This window comes from Streptomyces sp. NPDC023481, from assembly GCF_055560195.1.
In genome coordinates this window covers 208,989-225,294 of sequence record NZ_JBVHJE010000002.1, presented here as the reverse complement: position 1 = coordinate 225,294, position 16,306 = coordinate 208,989, and the positions used below count along the sequence as shown (strand labels likewise).

Sequence of the window (16,306 nt, the reverse complement as noted above, 5' to 3'; positions counted from 1 at the left end):
GGACCGCGTCCCTCCCGCGCCCCCGCCGACCCGGCGGGGGCGCTTTCTCATTCCATCAAGAAGGCGCACAAACAAACATTCTCCATAGGGAACTGTGTTGACGGCGAACAGTCAAGTGTCTCGGTAGACATCCTATGTGTGGGGCGGTGATCGTGCGCGAACCCTTGACTGCCCTGGGTGATGAGTGCAAGCTCTCCCTCGGTTCTTCGAGGATTCGTCCTATCTATCCAGTCACTGCTTGCTTGTTCGCTGCCCTCTTCCGGAGCGTTCCGGCGGCACATAAGTCAACACGGCAAGGAGAACTCGTGAACGGCACGAAAAGGAAACCGCTTCGGCGTCTGGTCGCCGGCATGGCGGTCGCCGCCCTGGCGCTGCTGGGACTGCTGACCGGCGGCACCGCCCAGGCCGCGACCCCGACGCCCAAGGCCGCCTCGGGCACCGGCCAGTTCCGCGGAGTGAACTGGGCGGACCCCCGCGACAACTTCATCACCGGCCCGAACATCCCCGTCGGCCTGTCGGAGTCGGACGACTACGCCACCGTGTACACGAAGTCCACGGCCATCCTCAAGGGCTTCCAGGGCCTGGGCGCCAACACCGTCCGCATGGGGTTCAACGCGGCGACCACCTCGGGAAGCTGGTGGGGCAGCTACACCGCGACGCTGGACGCGGCCACCGCGCTGGGCATGAAGGTCATCGTCGCGCCCTGGCTGCAGAACGGGAAGGTCGGTGACACCGCGTCCTTCTACCGGATGTGGGACACGATGATCGGCAAGTACGGCTCGAAGAGCAACTTCTACTTCGACATCATGAACGAGCCGTGGGCGTACAGCGCCACCGACCTCACCGACTTCGAGGCCGACTGGCTGGCGCACTACCCCGGGCTGCCCCGCGACCACGTGATCGTCCCCGGCCTGTGGGGCGACGCGAGCCTGTGCTCCGTGGGCTCCGACTCACGGCTGTCCGGCACCCTGCTCTCCCTCCACGCGTACAGCATGTTCGGGGTCTCCCACGACACCGAGGCCGACTGGGTCAAGGAGTTCACCGGCAACCTGTGCGGCTACGCCGACCGTGCCGTGGTGACCGAGTTCGGCGCCCCGATGACCACCGGCGTCGACTACAACGGCCCCAAGGACGGCACCAACAACATCTCCTTCCTCTACGCCGTCACCGACACCGCGCGCAGCCTCGGGATCGGCACCGTCCTGTGGACCGGCGTCAAGGAGACCGACCAGACCCAGGGCCCCGGGCCCTGCGACAACGCCTCCTGCGCCATCACCTCCCTGAAGGGCAGCGGCACCAACCTGTCCCTGACCCTCACCAGCCAGTCCGGCCTCGACCGCCTCCAGTGGGGCTGGGGCACCGGCAGCAACCCGGGCGGCGGAAGCGGCGCCGGCGCCGTCCTGCGCGGCGCCGCCTCCAACCGCTGCCTGGACGTGCCCGGCGTGAGCACCACCAACGGTGTGCAGACCCAGATCTGGGACTGCACCGGCGGCACCAACCAGCAGTGGAACCTCACCTCCGCCAAGGAGCTGCGCGTCTACGGCAACAAGTGCCTGGACGCCGACGGCTGGGGGAGCACCCCGGGGACGAAGGTCGTCATCTGGGACTGCACCGGTGGCGCCAACCAGCAGTGGAACCTCAACAGCGACGGCACCGTCACCAGCGTCCAGTCCGGGCTGTGCCTGGACGTCAAGAACGCCTCCACCGCCAACAGCGCCCTCGTCCAGCTGTGGACCTGCAACGGCGGCGGCAACCAGAAGTGGACCCGTAAGTAACCCGCAAGCAGTCCGAGAACTCGGGGAGTCGGCAACGTGGAAGAAGGGTTCATGCGGAGACGAGTGAACAGGGCGGCCGCCACCGGAGCCGCGGCCCTCGCCGGCCTCGGGATGTCGCTCGTCCCGATCACCCCGGCGGCCGCCGCCACCGGACCGCGGGACGGTCATGTGTACGCGCTGACCGCGGCGCACAGCGGCAAGAACGCGCAGGTCGCGTCGGGCTCCCAGGCCGACGCGGCCGAGGTGGTGCAGCAGACCGCCTCCGGCGGCCCGAGCCAGCTGTGGCAGGCCGTCGCCCGCGCGGACGGGTCCTTCTCGCTGGTGAACGTCAACAGCGGCAAGTGCATGGACGTGAAGGGCGCCTCCACCGCCGCGGAGGCGCACGTCATCCAGTGGCCGTGCACCGGCGGCGACAACCAGCGCTGGACCTTCAGCGGTTCGGCGATGGTCTCCGTGCACAGCGGGATGTGCCTCGACGTCCCCGGCGCCTCCACGGCGGACGGCACCTCCCTCATCCAGTGGCCGTGCGGCAGCAGCCCCAACCAGCAGTGGGGTCTCACCGAGCGCCCCCGGGTCGCGGCCTTCGGCCCCGGGATGACCGCCGGCGGCGACACCTTCTCCGAGCAGACCCTGCGGATGGTCGTCCACACCAGCGTCGCCGGTGCCGGTGTGCGGATTCGCGTGTCCAACCTGCGCGGCACCACCGCGCTGTCCGTCGGCGCCGTCGACGTGGCCGTGCGGGCCGGCGGCGCGGCCGCGGTACCCGGCACCCACCACACCGTGACCTTCGGCGGATCCGGCAGCCCGACCGTCGCCGCCGGAGCGGAACTCACCAGCGATGTCATCCCGATGTCGGTGACGGCGGGGCAGGACCTCCTGGTGAGTCTGTACCTGCCGGGCACGACCGGCGCCTCCACCTTCCACCGTGACGCCTTCCAGACGTCGTACCGCTCGGCGGCGGGCTCCGGCAACCACGCCGGAGAGGACGGGGCCGGCAACTTCGGCACCTCGATGTGGAGTTGGTACTACGTCTCGGGCGTGGACGTCGTACCGGCCGCCGTGACCACCGGGACCGTGGTGGCCTTCGGCGACTCCATAACCGACGGGTCGACCACCACGACCGACGCCAACCGGCGCTGGCCGGACTACCTGGCCGCGCGGCTGCGGTCGGAGAGCGGCGGCCAACGGCTCGCCGTCGCGGACGCGGGCATCGGGGGCAACATGGTGCTCCGCCCGACCGGCTGGGACCCGCAGGGGCCGGCCGCCGTGGACCGGTTCGCGCACGACGCCCTCGGCCAGCCGGGCGTACGGGACGTGATCTTCATGGAGGGGATCAACGACATCAACAACGGTTCCTCCGTCACCGCCGACCAGCTGATCGGCGGCTACCGGAACATCATCGCGCAGGCCCACGCGGCCGGCGTGCGGATCATCGGCGGCACCATGCTGCCCAACTCCACGCAGGACGGCACCAGGGCCGGCATCCGCGCCGCGGTGAACAACTGGATCCGCACCAGCGGGGCGTTCGACGCGGTCGTCGACTTCGACGCGGTCGTGCGGGACCCGGACAACCCCGCCCGGCTGCTCCCGGCCTACGACAGCGGTGACCACCTGCACCCCAACGACGCCGGAATGCAGGTCATGGCGAACGCCGTCGACCTGTCCGCGCTGCGGTAGGCACCCTTCCCCCTGCCCGCCCGGTCAGCCGTCAGCCGTCGACCGCGGCCACCGGATCGTCGCAGAGGCTGGCGGCCAGCCACTGCTCCACCGCCGTGATGTGGACGGTCGCCGCGGCGGTGGCCAGCAGGGCGTCGCGGGACTGGAGCGCGTGGAGGATCTGCTCGTGGTCCTCGTGTGCGCTGCTCAGGGCGTCGCCGGTCTGGCTGCCGCGGACGATGCGGACACGCTGGGTGCGGGTGGAGAGAACCTGGAGCAGCATCGACAGCACGGGGTTGCCGACCGCTTCGACGATCCGGAGGTGGAAGGCGATGTCGTGGGCGACGAACTCCTCCACGGTGGCGACGGTACGGGACCGCTTGAGGATGTCGCGCAGCTCCCGCAGGTCCTCCGGCGTGAGCAGGGCGGCGGCCAGCCCGGTCGCCTGCGGTTCCAGCAGCCGTCGCACCTGGAGCAGTTGCAGGGCCGTGTGGCCCTGGGAGACGTCGGCGGCGAAGGAGAGGCTCTCCAGCAGGAGGTGGGGCTCCAGGCTGGAGACGTACGTGCCGTCGCCCTGCCGGGTGATCAGGATGTGCATGGCGGTCAGCGCCCGGACCGCCTCGCGCAGGGAGTTGCGGGACAGCCCGAGCTGTCCGGCGAGGACCTCCTCCCTCGGGAGCCGGGAGCCGGGGGCGAGTTCGCCGGCGACGATCATCGCCTTGATCTTGTCGATCGCCTCGTCCGTCAGGGCCACGGGGGTGCCTCTATTCCTGCTTCTCGCCGGACGCGAAGCGGGAGATGACCAGGGCGACGATGATGATGGCCCCGTTGAGGAACTGGTTCCACAACGGGGGAACGCCCGCCAGGGTCATGACGTTCACGACGAGCTGGAGGGTGAGGACGCCGGTGAGGGCGCCGAAGACGGAGCCCTTGCCGCCGTTGAGGCTGACGCCGCCGATGACGGTCGCGGCGAAGACCTGGAAGATCCAGCCGCTGCCCTGGGTGGCGGAGATCGAGCCGTAGTGGCCGCTGTAGAGGATGCCGGCGAACGCGGCGAGGACGCTGCCGAGGACGAGGACGGTCCACACGATGCGGTCGACGCGGATGCCCGCCGTACGGGCGGCCTCCGCGTTGCCGCCGATCGCGTACAGCGCCCGGCCGTGCCTGAGCCAGGCCAGAGCGCTGCCGCCGAGGGCGAAGAGCACGGCGCACACCCAGATGGCGGCGGGCATGCCCAGCCAGGACGCCTTGCCCAGGTAGGTGAAGGAGGACGGCAGTTCCACGATGGACTGCCCCTGCGAGAGCGCGACCTGGAGGCCGCGGAGCATGGTCAGGGCGCCGAGGGTGACGATGAAGCCGTTGAGGCGCAGCTTGAGGATGAGGAAGCCGTTGACGGCACCGATGACCGCGCCGACCAGCAGGCAGAGGGGGATCGCCGTCCACTCGGGCAGGAGACCGAGCCCGTTGAACCGGCCGCCGCTGCTGGGCAGGACGATCCATACGGCGATGACGGGAGCCACGCCGATGGTGGACTCCAGCGACAGGTCCATCCGCCCGCAGACCAGGATGAACGTGGTGGCGAGCACCAGCAGGCTCAGTTCGGTGGACTGCTGGGCCACGCCGATGAGGTTGTCGGCGGTCAGGAAGGCCGGGGAGACGATGAACCCGATCAGGCCGAGGACCAGGATCGCCGGAACCAGGGACAGTTCACGCAGGCGTCCGAGGTCGACCCGGCGGCGCGTGGCGTCCGCGGCGGCCGGCTCGGCCTTGCTCACTGCGGGCTCGGTGAGATCTGAGGTGGCGGACATGACTACCTTCCGTGCTCGTCTGCGCCGGTCGGGGCGGGTACGGCGGGTACGGCGGATGCGGGGGGCGCGGTGGCGGGGGACGCGCCGGCGGGAGCCGTGTCGCCGCTGACGCCCTCGATGGCGGCGACGACGGCCTCGTCCTTCCAGCCGCCGGCGAACTCGGCGACCACGCGCCCGTGGAACATGACGACGACCCGGTCGCAGGCCTTCAGGTCGTCCAGTTCGTCGGAGACGATCAGCGCGGCCCTGCCGCCTTCCGCGACCTGCCGGATGCGGCCCAGCAGGAACTCCTTGGACTTGACGTCCACCCCGTTGGTGGGGCGGATGGCCACCAGGACGTGCGGGTCGGTGGCCAGGGCCCGGGCGACGACGACCTTCTGCTGGTTGCCGCCGGAGAGGGCGGAGACCGGGGTGGCCGGTCCCGGGGTCTTGATGTCGAGGTCCCGGATCATGCGCCCGGCGAACGCCCTGGTGCGGGCCGGCAGCACCGTGCCGAACGGACCGAGCTGGTCGGTGACGGTGAGCGTGGCGTTCTCCGCCACGCTGCGGTTGTTCACCAGTCCCTGGAGGTGGCGGTCCTCGGGCACCAGGCCGACGCCGGCGGTGAGCGCCGACGGCACACTGCCGGTGCGTACGTTCCTGCCGCCGACCGTGATCCGGCCGGCCCCGGCCCGGTGCAGACCGGCGATCGCCTCGCCCACCTGCACGTTGCCGCTGGCGGTGGCGCCCGCGAGCCCGACGACCTCTCCGGAGCGCACCGAGAGGGAGACGTCCTGGCAGACGCCGGGCAGGGTCAGGCCGTCGACCGCGAGCAGTTCCGTGGCCCCGGCCCGCGACGGCGGAGGAGCGCCGGTGGTGGCGTCGGCCGTGGCGGCCGACTCGCCGGTCATGGCCTCCACCAGCGCGCGGTGGCCGAGTTCGGCGACGGGCGCGGTGAGGATGTGGCCCGCGTCGCGGTAGACGGTGACCGTGGTGCACAGGTCGTACACCTCTTGCAGGTGGTGCGAGATGAACAGGAAGGCCACGCCCTGGCGTTGGAGGTCGCGGAGCTTGCCGAAGAGCCGGGTGATGCCGCGGGCGTCGAGTTTCGCGGTCGGCTCGTCGAGGATGATGAACCGCGCGCCGAACGACAGGGCCCGGGCGATCTCCACGAACTGCCGCTGCTCGACGGTGAGTTCCCGGGCCCGGACGGCGGGGTCGACGGCCACGCCGTACTCGCCGAGCAACTCCTCCGCCCGGCGGCGCAGTTGCCGCCAGCGGATGGGTCGTACCGTCCCGGCGCTCTGCCGGTTCAGGAAGAGGTTCTCGGCGACGGTCAGTTCGCCGATGATGGTGGAGCGCTGGTAGACGCAGGCGACCTTGGAGCGCCAGGCGTCGATGTCGCCGACGGCGGGCGCCGGTTCGCCGGAGAAGCGCAGGGTTCCGGTGTCGGGCTGCTGGAGGCCGGTGAGGATGGACACCAGCGTCGACTTGCCGGCGCCGTTGCGCCCGACCAGGGCGTGCGACTCGCCGGAGGCGACGGTGATACGGGCGTCGCGCAGGGCGACGGTCGCGCCGAATCGCTTGCTGATGCCGGTCGCCTCGGCCACGGGGGCCGCGCTGCCGGGACCGGTCGCCGGGGCGGTCGCGGTGTCCGCCATGGTGGTTACCGTCCTTCGGGTACGGAGACTGGAGACGGGGGCCGCGGGCGGGTGCCCGCGTCGCAGGGGCGGTGCGGCCCCCGGTGCGGCGGGCCGGACCTGCGGCTCGTCAGCCGACGTTGTTGCCCCACAGGGTCTTGTCGTCCACGTTGGCCTTGGTCACCAGGGGTGCGGGGAGCTGGTCCTCCAGGCCGTTGGGCAGCTTGATGATGGTGGAGTCGTGGTCGGTCGCGCCCGGCTTGAAGGTCCGGCCCTCGGTCGCGGCCTTGGCGTAGTACAGCGCGTACTTGGCGTAGAGGTCGGCGGGCTGGGAGACGGTGGCGTCGATCTGGCCCTTGCGGATCGCGTCGAACTCCTGCGGGATGCCGTCGTTGGAGACGATCGAGATGTGCCCCTTCTGGCCGACGGGCTTGAGCAGGCCCTTCTGCTGGAGCAGCGCCAGGGTCGGCTGCAGGAACACGCCGCCGGCCTGCATGTAGAGGCCGTTCAGGTCGGGGTGCTGGGCGAGCAGCGACTGCAGCTTGGCGGAGGCCACGTCGCCCTTCCAGTCGGTGGGCAGCTCGAAGACCCTGATGTTCGGGTACTTCTGCTTCATGCACCGCGCGAACGCCTCCGAGCGGTCGCGTCCGTTGATGGAGTCCAGCGAGCCCTGGAACTCGGCGACCTTGCCCTTGCCGCCGAGCTGCTTGCCGAGGAACTCGCAGGCCTTGGTGCCGTACGCCCGGTTGTCGGCGCGGACGACCATGTAGACGTCGCCCTTCTCGGGCCGGGTGTCGACGCTGACCACGGGGATCTTCTTCGACGCGAGCGTGTCGAGCGTGGAGGCGATGGCGCCGGTGTCCTGGGGGGCCATGACCACGGCCTTGGCGCCGGTGTTCTGGAACACCTGGACGTTGGCGACCAGCTTGCCGACGTCGTTCTGCGAGTTGCTCACCGGCAGGGCGTTGATGCCGTCCGACTTGATGTCCTTGTCCAGGTACTGGGCGTAGGAGTTCCAGAAGTCGGAGTCGGAGCGCGGCAGGTCGATGCCGATGGCGGGCTTGTCGCCGCCGGAGGCGACCGAGGTGGTGCTCTGGCGGTTGCAGGCGGTGGCGAGGGCCAGGACGGCGAGGACGGCGGTGGCGGCCGCGGCGGTGGAGCGGGTGCGAGCGAGGTTCATGGCCGGGTTCTCTCCTTAGCCAGGGGCGCGGGGCCGCAGGGCGACGGTGGGGAGGGCGTACCCGCCTGCGGGGGAGGGGCGAGGTCGCCGGGCGGGCAGTCGCCGGTCCGGCGCGCGGGACGCGCGGACCGTGCCCTGGGAGGTGGGTGTGCGGGCAGCCGGAGACCGAGGATGCGAGGCGGAGCGACCGCACGGACGGGTCCCGAACGGCCCACGGGAGGGTGCAATCATTCCTCCGATGTATCTCGGACGACGAGGACGTTACGACGGTGTTGCCGCCGTTGACAAGAGTGTGGGGCGGGGGATTTCCCGGTCAGCGCCTGACCTCGGAGCGGTGCTGGAGTCGTCCTCAAGCCGTCCCTGGATCGGGCGAAGGGCCGGGCGGGCAAATACGTCCGAGGAATCCATTGCCAGGCGCGACCTCTGCCTCTAAGGTCGCCATGCCGCCATTCATCCGATGACTGGCCGGACCGTTCGGAGGCCTCACTCGTGCGCATCGGGCGCGTCCCAGGCGGCCCGGCCCTCCCGGCGGCCACCTCCCAGACGAAACCCGTACGGCAAGGGAGCCCCAGTGAAACTGCTACGAGTCGGCGCCCCCGGTGAGGAGCGGCCGGCGGTCCGCACCGACGACGGCCGACTGCTGGACCTGTCCTCCGTGACCCCGGACATCGACGGCGTCTTCCTCGCCTCCGGGGGAGTCGACCGGGCCCGCGCGGCCGTCACGGCCGGCGAGCTGCCCGAACTCGACCCGGACGGGCTGCGGTTGGGCCCACCCGTCACACGCCCCGGGAAGATCGTCTGCGTCGGGCTGAACTACCGCGACCACGCGGCCGAGACGGGCGCGGCGATCCCCACGCGCCCGGTGGTGTTCCTGAAGGACCCGGGCACGGTCGTCGGCCCCTACGACGACGTCCTGATCCCACGGGGATCGGTGAAGACCGACTGGGAGGTCGAACTCGCGGTCGTCATCGGACAGCGGGCCCGCTACCTCGACGGACCCCGCGCCGCGCGGGACGTGATCGCCGGGTACGCCATCAGCCACGACGTCTCCGAACGCGAGTTCCAGCTGGAGTACTCCGCGCAGTGGGACCTGGGCAAGTCCTGCGAGACCTTCAACCCGCTCGGCCCCTGGCTGGTCACCGCCGACGAGGTCGGCGACCCGCAGGACCTCGGCCTGCACCTGAGCGTCAACGGCGTGAAGCGGCAGGACGGCCACACCGGCGACATGGTCTTCCCGGTCGACCACCTCGTGTCCTACCTGAGCCGGTACATGGTCCTGGAACCGGGCGACCTGATCAACACCGGTACGCCCGCGGGCGTCGCCCTGGGTCTGCCCGGCACCCCCTACCTGCGCTGCGGCGACACCGTCGAGCTCTCCGTCGACGGTCTCGGCAGCCAGCGCCAGACCTTCGCCCAAGCGTGAAAGGCAGTACGACCTTGACTGCTACACCGCCCCGGATCACCACCGTCGACACCTGCGACATCCGCTTCCCCACCTCGCGGGAACTGGACGGCTCCGACGCGATGAACCCGGACCCCGACTACTCCGCCGCCTACGTCGTGCTGGGCACCGACGCCGGCGACGGACACGAGGGCCACGGCTTCACCTTCACCATCGGACGCGGGAACGACGTCCAGGTCGCCGCGATCGACGCACTGCGGCCGCACCTCGTCGGCCGCTCCCTGGAGGAGCTGTGCGCCGACCCGGGCTCGGTCCACCGCGACCTGATCGGGGACAGCCAACTGCGCTGGCTGGGACCCGAGAAGGGCGTGATGCACATGGCCATCGGTGCCGTCGTCAACGCGGTCTGGGACCTCGCCGCCAAGCGGGCCGGACAACCCCTGTGGCGGCTGCTCGCCCACGCCGACCCCGAATGGCTGGTCTCCCAGGTCGACTTCCGCTACATCGCCGACGTCCTCACCCCCGAGGACGCCCTCCGGCTGCTGCGCGAGGGCCGCGCGGGACTCGCGGAGCGCGAGGCCGTCCTGCTGGAGCGCGGCTACCCCGGGTACACCACCTCGCCGGGCTGGCTCGGCTACTCCGACGAGAAGCTGACCCGGCTGGCCGAGCAGGCCGTCGCCGACGGCTTCACCCAGATCAAGCTCAAGGTCGGCGCCGACCTCGCCGACGACGTCCGCCGTCTGCGCACCGCCCGCATCGCCGTCGGCGAGGACATCCGCATCGCCATCGACGCCAACCAGCGCTGGAACGTGGACGAGGCCGTCGAGTGGACCAACGCGCTCGCCGAGTTCGACCCGTACTGGATCGAGGAACCCACCAGCCCCGACGACGTGCTCGGCCACGCCGCCGTCCGCCGGGGCGTCGCCCCCGTGCGGGTCGCCACCGGCGAACACGTGCAGAACCGCGTCGTCTTCAAGCAGCTCCTCCAGGCCGGCGCCATCGACGTCCTCCAGATCGACGCGGCCCGGGTCGGCGGCGTCAACGAGAACCTCGCGATCCTGCTGCTTGCCGCCAAGTTCGGGGTGCCGGTGTGCCCGCACGCCGGCGGCGTGGGCCTGTGCGAGCTGGTGCAGCACCTGTCGATGTTCGACTACCTGGCGCTGTCCGGCACCACCGAGAACCGCGTCATCGAGTACGTCGACCACCTCCACCAGCACTTCGTCACGCCCGTGGTGATCCGCGACGGCCACTACGCCGCGCCGCTCGCACCCGGCTTCTCCGCCACCATGCGGGAGGAGTCCATCGCCGAGTACCGCTACCCGGACGGCAAGTTCTGGGTGGCCGACCGCACCGCAGAGGAGGACGTGGCATGACCGGGCTGTCGGGACTCAGGGCCGTCGTCACCGGGGGCGCGTCCGGCATCGGGCTGGCCACGGCCCGCGCACTGGCCGCCCAGGGCACGAAGGTGGCCGTCCTCGACCTCGATCCGGGCGCCGCGACCGAGCCGCTGCTCGGCCTGCGGGCCGACGTCACGGACGACACCTCGGTACGGGCCGCCGTGGCAGCGGCCGCCGAGCGGTTCGGCGGACTGGACATCGTCGTGAACAACGCGGGCATCGGCGCCGTCGGCACCGTCGAGGACAACCCCGACGAGCAGTGGCACCGCGTGCTGGACGTCAACGTCCTCGGCATGGTGCGCACCACCAGGGCCGCCCTGCCCCACCTGCGGCGCTCGGCCCACGCCGCGGTCGTCAACACCTGCTCCATCGCGGCCACCGCGGGCCTGCCGCAGCGCGCCCTGTACAGCGCCAGCAAGGGCGCCGTGTACTCCCTGACCCTCGCCATGGCCGCCGACCACGTCCGCGAGGGCATCCGCGTCAACTGCGTCACCCCCGGTACGGCCGACACCCCGTGGGTCTCCCGGCTGCTGGACGCGGCGGACGACCCCGAGGCCGAACGCGCCGCCCTCAACGCGCGGCAACCGCAGGGACGCCTGGTCACCGCGGACGAGGTCGCCGCGGCCATCGTCTACCTGGCGAGCCCGGCCGCGGCGTCCGTCACCGGCACCGCCCTCGCGGTGGACGGAGGCATGCAGGGCCTGCGGCTGCGTCCGGTGGACCGGTCGTGAGGACCGTGAACCCGGGCGGGAGCGCCGTACCGGTCTCCCGGCTGGCGCTGGGCTGCGCCGCCCTCGGCAACCTCTTCCACCCGGTCACCGACGAGGCCGCCCACGCCACGGTGGAGGCCGCCTGGGAGGCGGGCGTCCGCACCTTCGACACCGCGCCCCACTACGGTCTCGGCCTGTCCGAACGGCGGCTCGGCGCCGCGCTGCGCGACCGCCCGCGCGAGTCCTACACCCTCTCCACCAAGGTGGGCCGGCTCCTCGCCCCGGACCCGGACGGCGGGGCCGGGGACGACCTCGCCCACGGCTTCGCCGTCCCGGCCACCCACCGCCGCGTCTGGGACTTCAGCGCCGACGGCGTGCTGCGCTCCCTGGAGGCCAGCCTGGACCGCCTCGGCCTCGACCGCGTCGACGTGGCCCTGCTGCACGACCCGGACGACCATGCCGAGCAGGCGCTGCGCGAGGCCTACCCGGCGCTGGAGCGGCTGCGCGCCGAAGGCGTGGTCGGGGCGATCGGCGTAGGGATGAACCAGTCCGCGCTGCCCGCCCGGTTCCTGCGCGAGACCGACATCGACGTGGTCCTGCTGGCCGGCCGCTACACCCTCCTGGAGCAGGACGGGCTCACCGAACTGCTCCCCGAGGCGGCCACCCGCGGCCGGAGCGTGGTCATCGGAGGGGTGTTCAACTCCGGCCTGCTGACGGCCCCGAGCCCCGACGCCACCTACGACTACGCGCCCGCCCCGCGGCCGGTCCTCGACCGGGCGCTGCGGCTGCGGGCGGTCTGCGAACGCCACGGTGTCCCGCTGCGCGCCGCCGCGCTGCGCTTCCCGTTCGGCCATCCCGCGGTCGCGAGCGTCCTGACCGGCGCGCGGTCCCCCGAGGAGGTACGCGACACGGTGGCCCAGCTGCGGCGCCCGATCCCGGACGCCCTGTGGGCCGAGCTGCGCGCCGAAGGCCTGCTGGCCGCGGACACGCCCACCCCCACCCCCACCCCCGCCGCACCGGCCGGAGCGGCCCCGCCGTCGAAGGAACCGTCATGAGAGTCGCCCTGCACACCCGGGTTCGCGCCGACCGCGTCGAGGAGTACGAGGCCGCGCACCGTGAGGTGCCCGAGGAACTCACCGCCGCCATCCGCGCCGCCGGGGTGACGCGGTGGACGATCTGGCGCAGCGGCACCGACCTGTTCCACCTGCTGGAGGTCGAGGACTACCAGGCGATGATCGCCGAACTCGGCAGGCTGCCCGTCAACATCGCCTGGCAGGCCCGGATGGCCGACCTGCTCGACGTCGTCCACGACTACTCCGCGCAGGGCGGGGACGCGTCGCTGCCGGTGGTGTGGGAACTGTGACCGCGGCCGAGGCCGGCCCCGGCATCGTGGACGCCCACCACCACGTGTGGGAGCTGTCCGTCCGCGACCAGGACTGGATCAGCGGACACGAACTCGCGCCGCTGCGGCGTGACTTCACCCTCGCCGACCTGGAACCCGAGGCCCGCGCGGCCGGTGTCACCGCCACCGTGCTGGTGCAGACGATCACCGTGCCGGAGGAGACGCCGGAGTTCCTGGCCCTGGCCGCGCGCAGCGACCTGGTCGCCGGCGTCGTCGGCTGGACCGACCTGACCGCCCCCGACGTCGCGGAGACCCTCGCCGGGCTGCGCGCGGGCCCCGGAGGGGAGCACCTGGTGGGCATCCGCCACCAGGTACAGGGCGAGCCGGACCCCCGCTGGATCGTGCGCCCCGAGGTCCTGCGCGGCCTGAGCGCGGTCGCCGAGGCGGGACTCGTCTACGACCTCGTGGTGAAGCCCCGCCAACTCGCCGCCGCCGTCGAGGCCGCACAGCGCCTGCCCGGCCTCACCTTCGTCCTCGACCACCTCGGCAAGCCGCCCATCGCGTCCGGTGAGCTCGCCCCCTGGGCGGGGCTGGTCCGGCGCCTGGCCGCCCTCCCCAACACCGTGTGCAAGCTCTCCGGCATGGTCACCGAAGCCGACTGGGACTTCTGGACCGTCGCGGCCCTCGCACCGTACGCCGACACCGTGCTCGACGCCTTCGGCCCCGGGCGGCTGATGTTCGGCTCGGACTGGCCCGTCTGCCGGCTCGCCGCCGGCTACGCCGAAGTCGTGTCCGTGGCACGCGCGTTGACGGCCGGGCTCGACGCGGCCGAGTGCCACGACCTCTTCACCGGCACGGCCGTGCGCACGTACGGCCTGCCCGTCACCGCACGGGCGGCCCCGTCGAGGCACTCGTCGTGAACGCCCCGGCCCGTGACGGCCGGATCGGTACCCCGCACTGACCCCGGCCACCGCCCCTTGGACGTGGCACCGCCGGAGCCCGCCCCCGAAGGGAGAGGGCCCCGGCGGTGCTCACCGGGTCGGAGGGTTACGGCAGGGGCGGGTAGGCGTTCTGCATCAGCTGCTGGAACTGGGCGGAGAACCAGTGCCCGGCCAGCGGCGCGTTCGGCAGGGCGCCGGTGGGGTTGTTGCCGTTGCGGGCGTTGCCACCGTAGGTGGGGTCGCACATGCGGTCGAAGCCCTTGCCCTCGTCGTTGGAGACGGCGGAGCTGGAACCGTCGGACTCACCCGGGGGCTTGACCCAGACGTAGGCGTCGATACCGGCGGCCGGGGCCGCGGTGGGACGTTCACCGAGACCGGCGCCGCTCTGGTTGCACCAGTTGCCGGCGTGGATGCGCCGGTCGATACGGCTGCCGTTGACGTAGTCGTCGACGGAGGTCAGGGGGCCCGGCTTGGTGGGCCGGGCGGAGCCGCCCCAGCCGTCGCGGGAGGTGTCGATCAGCATGCCGAGACCGGAGTTGAACCCGGCCGCGACCAGCTTGTCCCGCAGCGCGAGGGCGAAGGACTGCTCGTCCACGTACTGGTTCCAGTCCACCCACTTCGACTGGCGCACGGTCTGGCCGTTGACGGTGTCGGTGATCTTGAAGTTCGGTTCCTTGACGGGGCTGTAGTTGGCGGTGTTGACGATGAACCCGGCCACGTCGTTCACGCTCGCGCCGTTGGTCGTGGCGACCTTGGCGAACTCCTGGACGGCCGGGGCGAAGTTGCTGTCCCAGCCGAGCCAGCCGTGGTGGCCGGCGTCGATGTAGTTGTAGACGTTGGGGATGGCGCCGAGCTTGTCCAGGGCGTAGGAGACGCCCTTCTCGTAGTTGCCGTTGCTCTTCATGGTCACGCAGGCGTCGGTGGTGGTGTTGGTGCCGCCGGCGTTGGTGACCAGGTTGGGCAGCGAGTCCGGCTCGATGACGGTGGCGATCCGCAGGCCCGCGTACTTGGGGTCGGAGATGATCGAGGCGATCGGGTCGATGTACTGGCTCTTGTACTTGTCGAGGTCGTTGGGGCCGAGTTCGCCGTTGGAGGCGAGCGCGGCGCAGTCACGCCCGGGCAGGTCGTAGATGACGAGCTGCACGACCAGGTCGCCGGAGCCCTTCTGCTTCAGGGCCTCGTCGAGGTGGGCGCGCAGCCCCATGCCACCGCTCACGCCGTTGATCGCGGCGATGCGGTCGAGCCAGACGGCGGTGGGCTGGTTGGAGATGCGGCTGCCGCCCGGTTCGGCGGCGGCCTTCGCCGACCACTCGGGGTTCACGTACACCTTGGCGCCGACGTAGGGGTTGTCGACCCGGCTGCCGTCGCCGCCGCCCGTGCCACCGCCGGTGCTGCCTCCCGTACCGCCGCCGGTGCTGCCGCCCGTGCCGCCACCGGTATCGCCGCCGGTGCTACCACCGGTGCCACCGCCCGTGCCCCCGCCGGTTCCGCCGCCCGTGCCGCCGCCGTCGACGTTGCAGGTGACGCCGTCGAGGGTGAAGGTCGCCGGGACGGCGTTGGTCCCGCTGTAGGAGCCGTTGAAGCCGAAGCTGACCGAACCGCCGGACGGCAGGGAGCCGTTGTAGCTCTCGTTGGTCGCCGTGACGGCGGCACCGCTCTGCGCGATCTTGGCGTTCCAGCCGTTGGTGACCTGCTGGTTGCCGGCGAACGACCACTTCAGCGACCAAGCCGACTTGGCGGCGCCGTTGTTGGTGATCGTGACGGCCGTGGTGAAGCCGGTGTCCCACTGGTTCTGCACCTTGTAGTCCACCGAGCAGGGGACCGAGGCGGTCGCGGCGCCGGCCGGGGACGTCAGGAGCGCTGTCCCCGAGGTGCCGGCGACCAGCGCCAGCGCGGCCACGAGTGACAATCTGGTACGACTCATGAGTGCGGGTTCCTTCTCCTTCGGAGGGTGATCAGGGGATGCGGGCGCGCAGACGGTCGCGCGGGCCCGTGCCGTAAGCGGCGGATGTGCCGTCGTAGGCGGGGATCGGGGACGGCCCCGAGGAGCAGTCCCGGGTGTTCCGGGTCCGGCCCGGACCGGACGGGTCCCGGTCGCCGGACCACTTCACGACAGGCCGACGGCACCGTGCGGGCAGGGGTTCCGCCCGCCTCTCCGACGACGCGCGTGGCGACCGGGGGGAGGGGTGCGTTCCGGCAGCCCGCGCCCAAGAGGAGCGCGAGCGCTTCGGCATCGCCTGGAAGTACTGAACGCGGGGGGTGTCGCATGAGCGAGTCCTTGCAGCGTGGCGCGCCGTGACGGACGCGTCGACTGATGGAACCGCTCCCACTGGTGCGAACGAAGCTAGCGCCAACCCGGGTGGTTTCCCAGGGGCGTTGCATAACTTTCTTCGACAGGTTCGGCTCGCATCGATTCAAGTTCTCAACTGTCTTGACGTAAACACCGCCCATCCCCACTATGGGAGCGCTCCCACTG

13 protein-coding genes are annotated in these 16,306 nt (G+C 71.6%); 8 read left to right on the top strand and 5 right to left on the bottom strand.

What is annotated here, in order from left to right; all coding sequences use genetic code 11:
• Positions 1-305: 305 nt before the first annotated feature.
• Positions 306-1,775: a ricin-type beta-trefoil lectin domain protein gene (locus ACZ3ZD_RS05215; RefSeq protein WP_467393712.1), complete on the top strand. Its 1,470-nt coding sequence runs from the start codon at positions 306-308 to the stop codon at positions 1,773-1,775.
• Between the two features lie 51 nt (positions 1,776-1,826).
• The gene (locus ACZ3ZD_RS05210) at positions 1,827-3,452 is read left to right on the top strand and encodes an RICIN domain-containing protein (protein ID WP_467393710.1); all 1,626 of its coding nucleotides are present in this window, start codon (positions 1,827-1,829) and stop codon (positions 3,450-3,452) included.
• Positions 3,453-3,483: 31 nt separating this feature from the next.
• Here the strand turns inward: ACZ3ZD_RS05210 and ACZ3ZD_RS05205 are convergent, their stop codons facing one another.
• The 4 genes from ACZ3ZD_RS05205 to ACZ3ZD_RS05190 form a co-directional block, all read right to left on the bottom strand.
• Positions 3,484-4,185, bottom strand: coding sequence for a FadR/GntR family transcriptional regulator (locus tag ACZ3ZD_RS05205; protein WP_467393708.1), 702 nt, complete (start codon positions 4,183-4,185; stop codon positions 3,484-3,486).
• Positions 4,186-4,195: 10 nt separating this feature from the next.
• A complete protein-coding gene (locus ACZ3ZD_RS05200) occupies positions 4,196-5,239 on the bottom strand; it encodes an ABC transporter permease (protein ID WP_467393706.1) in 1,044 nt (347 codons plus the stop codon).
• A gap of 2 nt (positions 5,240-5,241) precedes the next feature.
• On the bottom strand, positions 5,242-6,879 hold the full coding sequence (locus tag ACZ3ZD_RS05195) for a sugar ABC transporter ATP-binding protein (protein ID WP_467393704.1): 1,638 nt from the start codon (positions 6,877-6,879) through the stop codon (positions 5,242-5,244).
• 109 nt (positions 6,880-6,988) lie between these two features.
• Positions 6,989-8,038 carry a sugar ABC transporter substrate-binding protein gene (locus ACZ3ZD_RS05190; RefSeq protein ID WP_467393702.1) on the bottom strand — a complete coding sequence of 350 codons (1,050 nt, stop codon included), beginning with the start codon at positions 8,036-8,038 and terminating at the stop codon, positions 6,989-6,991.
• Between the two features lie 571 nt (positions 8,039-8,609).
• Between ACZ3ZD_RS05190 and ACZ3ZD_RS05185 the strand changes: the two genes are divergently transcribed.
• The 6 genes from ACZ3ZD_RS05185 to ACZ3ZD_RS05160 are packed head-to-tail and all read left to right on the top strand — an operon-like array spanning position 8,610 to position 13,809.
• Positions 8,610-9,461 carry a fumarylacetoacetate hydrolase family protein gene (locus ACZ3ZD_RS05185; RefSeq protein WP_467393700.1) on the top strand — a complete coding sequence of 284 codons (852 nt, stop codon included), beginning with the start codon at positions 8,610-8,612 and terminating at the stop codon, positions 9,459-9,461.
• A 14-nt stretch (positions 9,462-9,475) separates the two neighbouring features.
• Complete coding sequence (locus ACZ3ZD_RS05180) at positions 9,476-10,813, top strand: L-fuconate dehydratase (protein ID WP_467393698.1); 1,338 nt, start codon at positions 9,476-9,478, stop codon at positions 10,811-10,813.
• On the top strand, positions 10,810-11,568 hold the full coding sequence (locus ACZ3ZD_RS05175) for an SDR family NAD(P)-dependent oxidoreductase (protein WP_467393696.1): 759 nt from the start codon (positions 10,810-10,812) through the stop codon (positions 11,566-11,568). The genes ACZ3ZD_RS05180 and ACZ3ZD_RS05175 overlap by 4 nt, the downstream gene beginning before the upstream one ends.
• Positions 11,565-12,602: an aldo/keto reductase gene (locus ACZ3ZD_RS05170; RefSeq protein ID WP_467393694.1), complete on the top strand. Its 1,038-nt coding sequence runs from the start codon at positions 11,565-11,567 to the stop codon at positions 12,600-12,602. The genes ACZ3ZD_RS05175 and ACZ3ZD_RS05170 overlap by 4 nt, the downstream gene beginning before the upstream one ends.
• The gene (locus ACZ3ZD_RS05165) at positions 12,599-12,910 is read left to right on the top strand and encodes an L-rhamnose mutarotase (protein WP_467393692.1); all 312 of its coding nucleotides are present in this window, start codon (positions 12,599-12,601) and stop codon (positions 12,908-12,910) included. The genes ACZ3ZD_RS05170 and ACZ3ZD_RS05165 overlap by 4 nt, the downstream gene beginning before the upstream one ends.
• Positions 12,907-13,809 carry an amidohydrolase family protein gene (locus tag ACZ3ZD_RS05160; RefSeq protein WP_467393690.1) on the top strand — a complete coding sequence of 301 codons (903 nt, stop codon included), beginning with the start codon at positions 12,907-12,909 and terminating at the stop codon, positions 13,807-13,809. The genes ACZ3ZD_RS05165 and ACZ3ZD_RS05160 overlap by 4 nt, the downstream gene beginning before the upstream one ends.
• 127 nt (positions 13,810-13,936) lie before the next feature.
• Here ACZ3ZD_RS05160 and ACZ3ZD_RS05155 read toward each other — a convergent pair whose 3' ends face one another.
• Positions 13,937-15,754, bottom strand: coding sequence for a glycoside hydrolase family 6 protein (locus ACZ3ZD_RS05155; protein ID WP_467393688.1), 1,818 nt, complete (start codon positions 15,752-15,754; stop codon positions 13,937-13,939).
• Positions 15,755-16,306: the final 552 nt, after the last annotated feature.

What these genes read in the sequence shown, in the direction of transcription:
- ACZ3ZD_RS05210 (WP_467393710.1), top strand. Translation starts at nt 1,827, where the DNA reads ATGCGGAGACGAGTGAACAGGGCGGCCGCCACCGGAGCCGCGGCCCTC.
- ACZ3ZD_RS05200 (WP_467393706.1), bottom strand. Translation starts at nt 5,239, where the DNA reads ATGTCCGCCACCTCAGATCTCACCGAGCCCGCAGTGAGCAAGGCCGAG.
- ACZ3ZD_RS05195 (WP_467393704.1), bottom strand. Translation starts at nt 6,879, where the DNA reads ATGGCGGACACCGCGACCGCCCCGGCGACCGGTCCCGGCAGCGCGGCC.
- ACZ3ZD_RS05190 (WP_467393702.1), bottom strand. Translation starts at nt 8,038, where the DNA reads ATGAACCTCGCTCGCACCCGCTCCACCGCCGCGGCCGCCACCGCCGTC.
- ACZ3ZD_RS05175 (WP_467393696.1), top strand. Translation starts at nt 10,810, where the DNA reads ATGACCGGGCTGTCGGGACTCAGGGCCGTCGTCACCGGGGGCGCGTCC.
- ACZ3ZD_RS05165 (WP_467393692.1), top strand. Translation starts at nt 12,599, where the DNA reads ATGAGAGTCGCCCTGCACACCCGGGTTCGCGCCGACCGCGTCGAGGAG.
- ACZ3ZD_RS05155 (WP_467393688.1), bottom strand. Translation starts at nt 15,754, where the DNA reads ATGAGTCGTACCAGATTGTCACTCGTGGCCGCGCTGGCGCTGGTCGCC.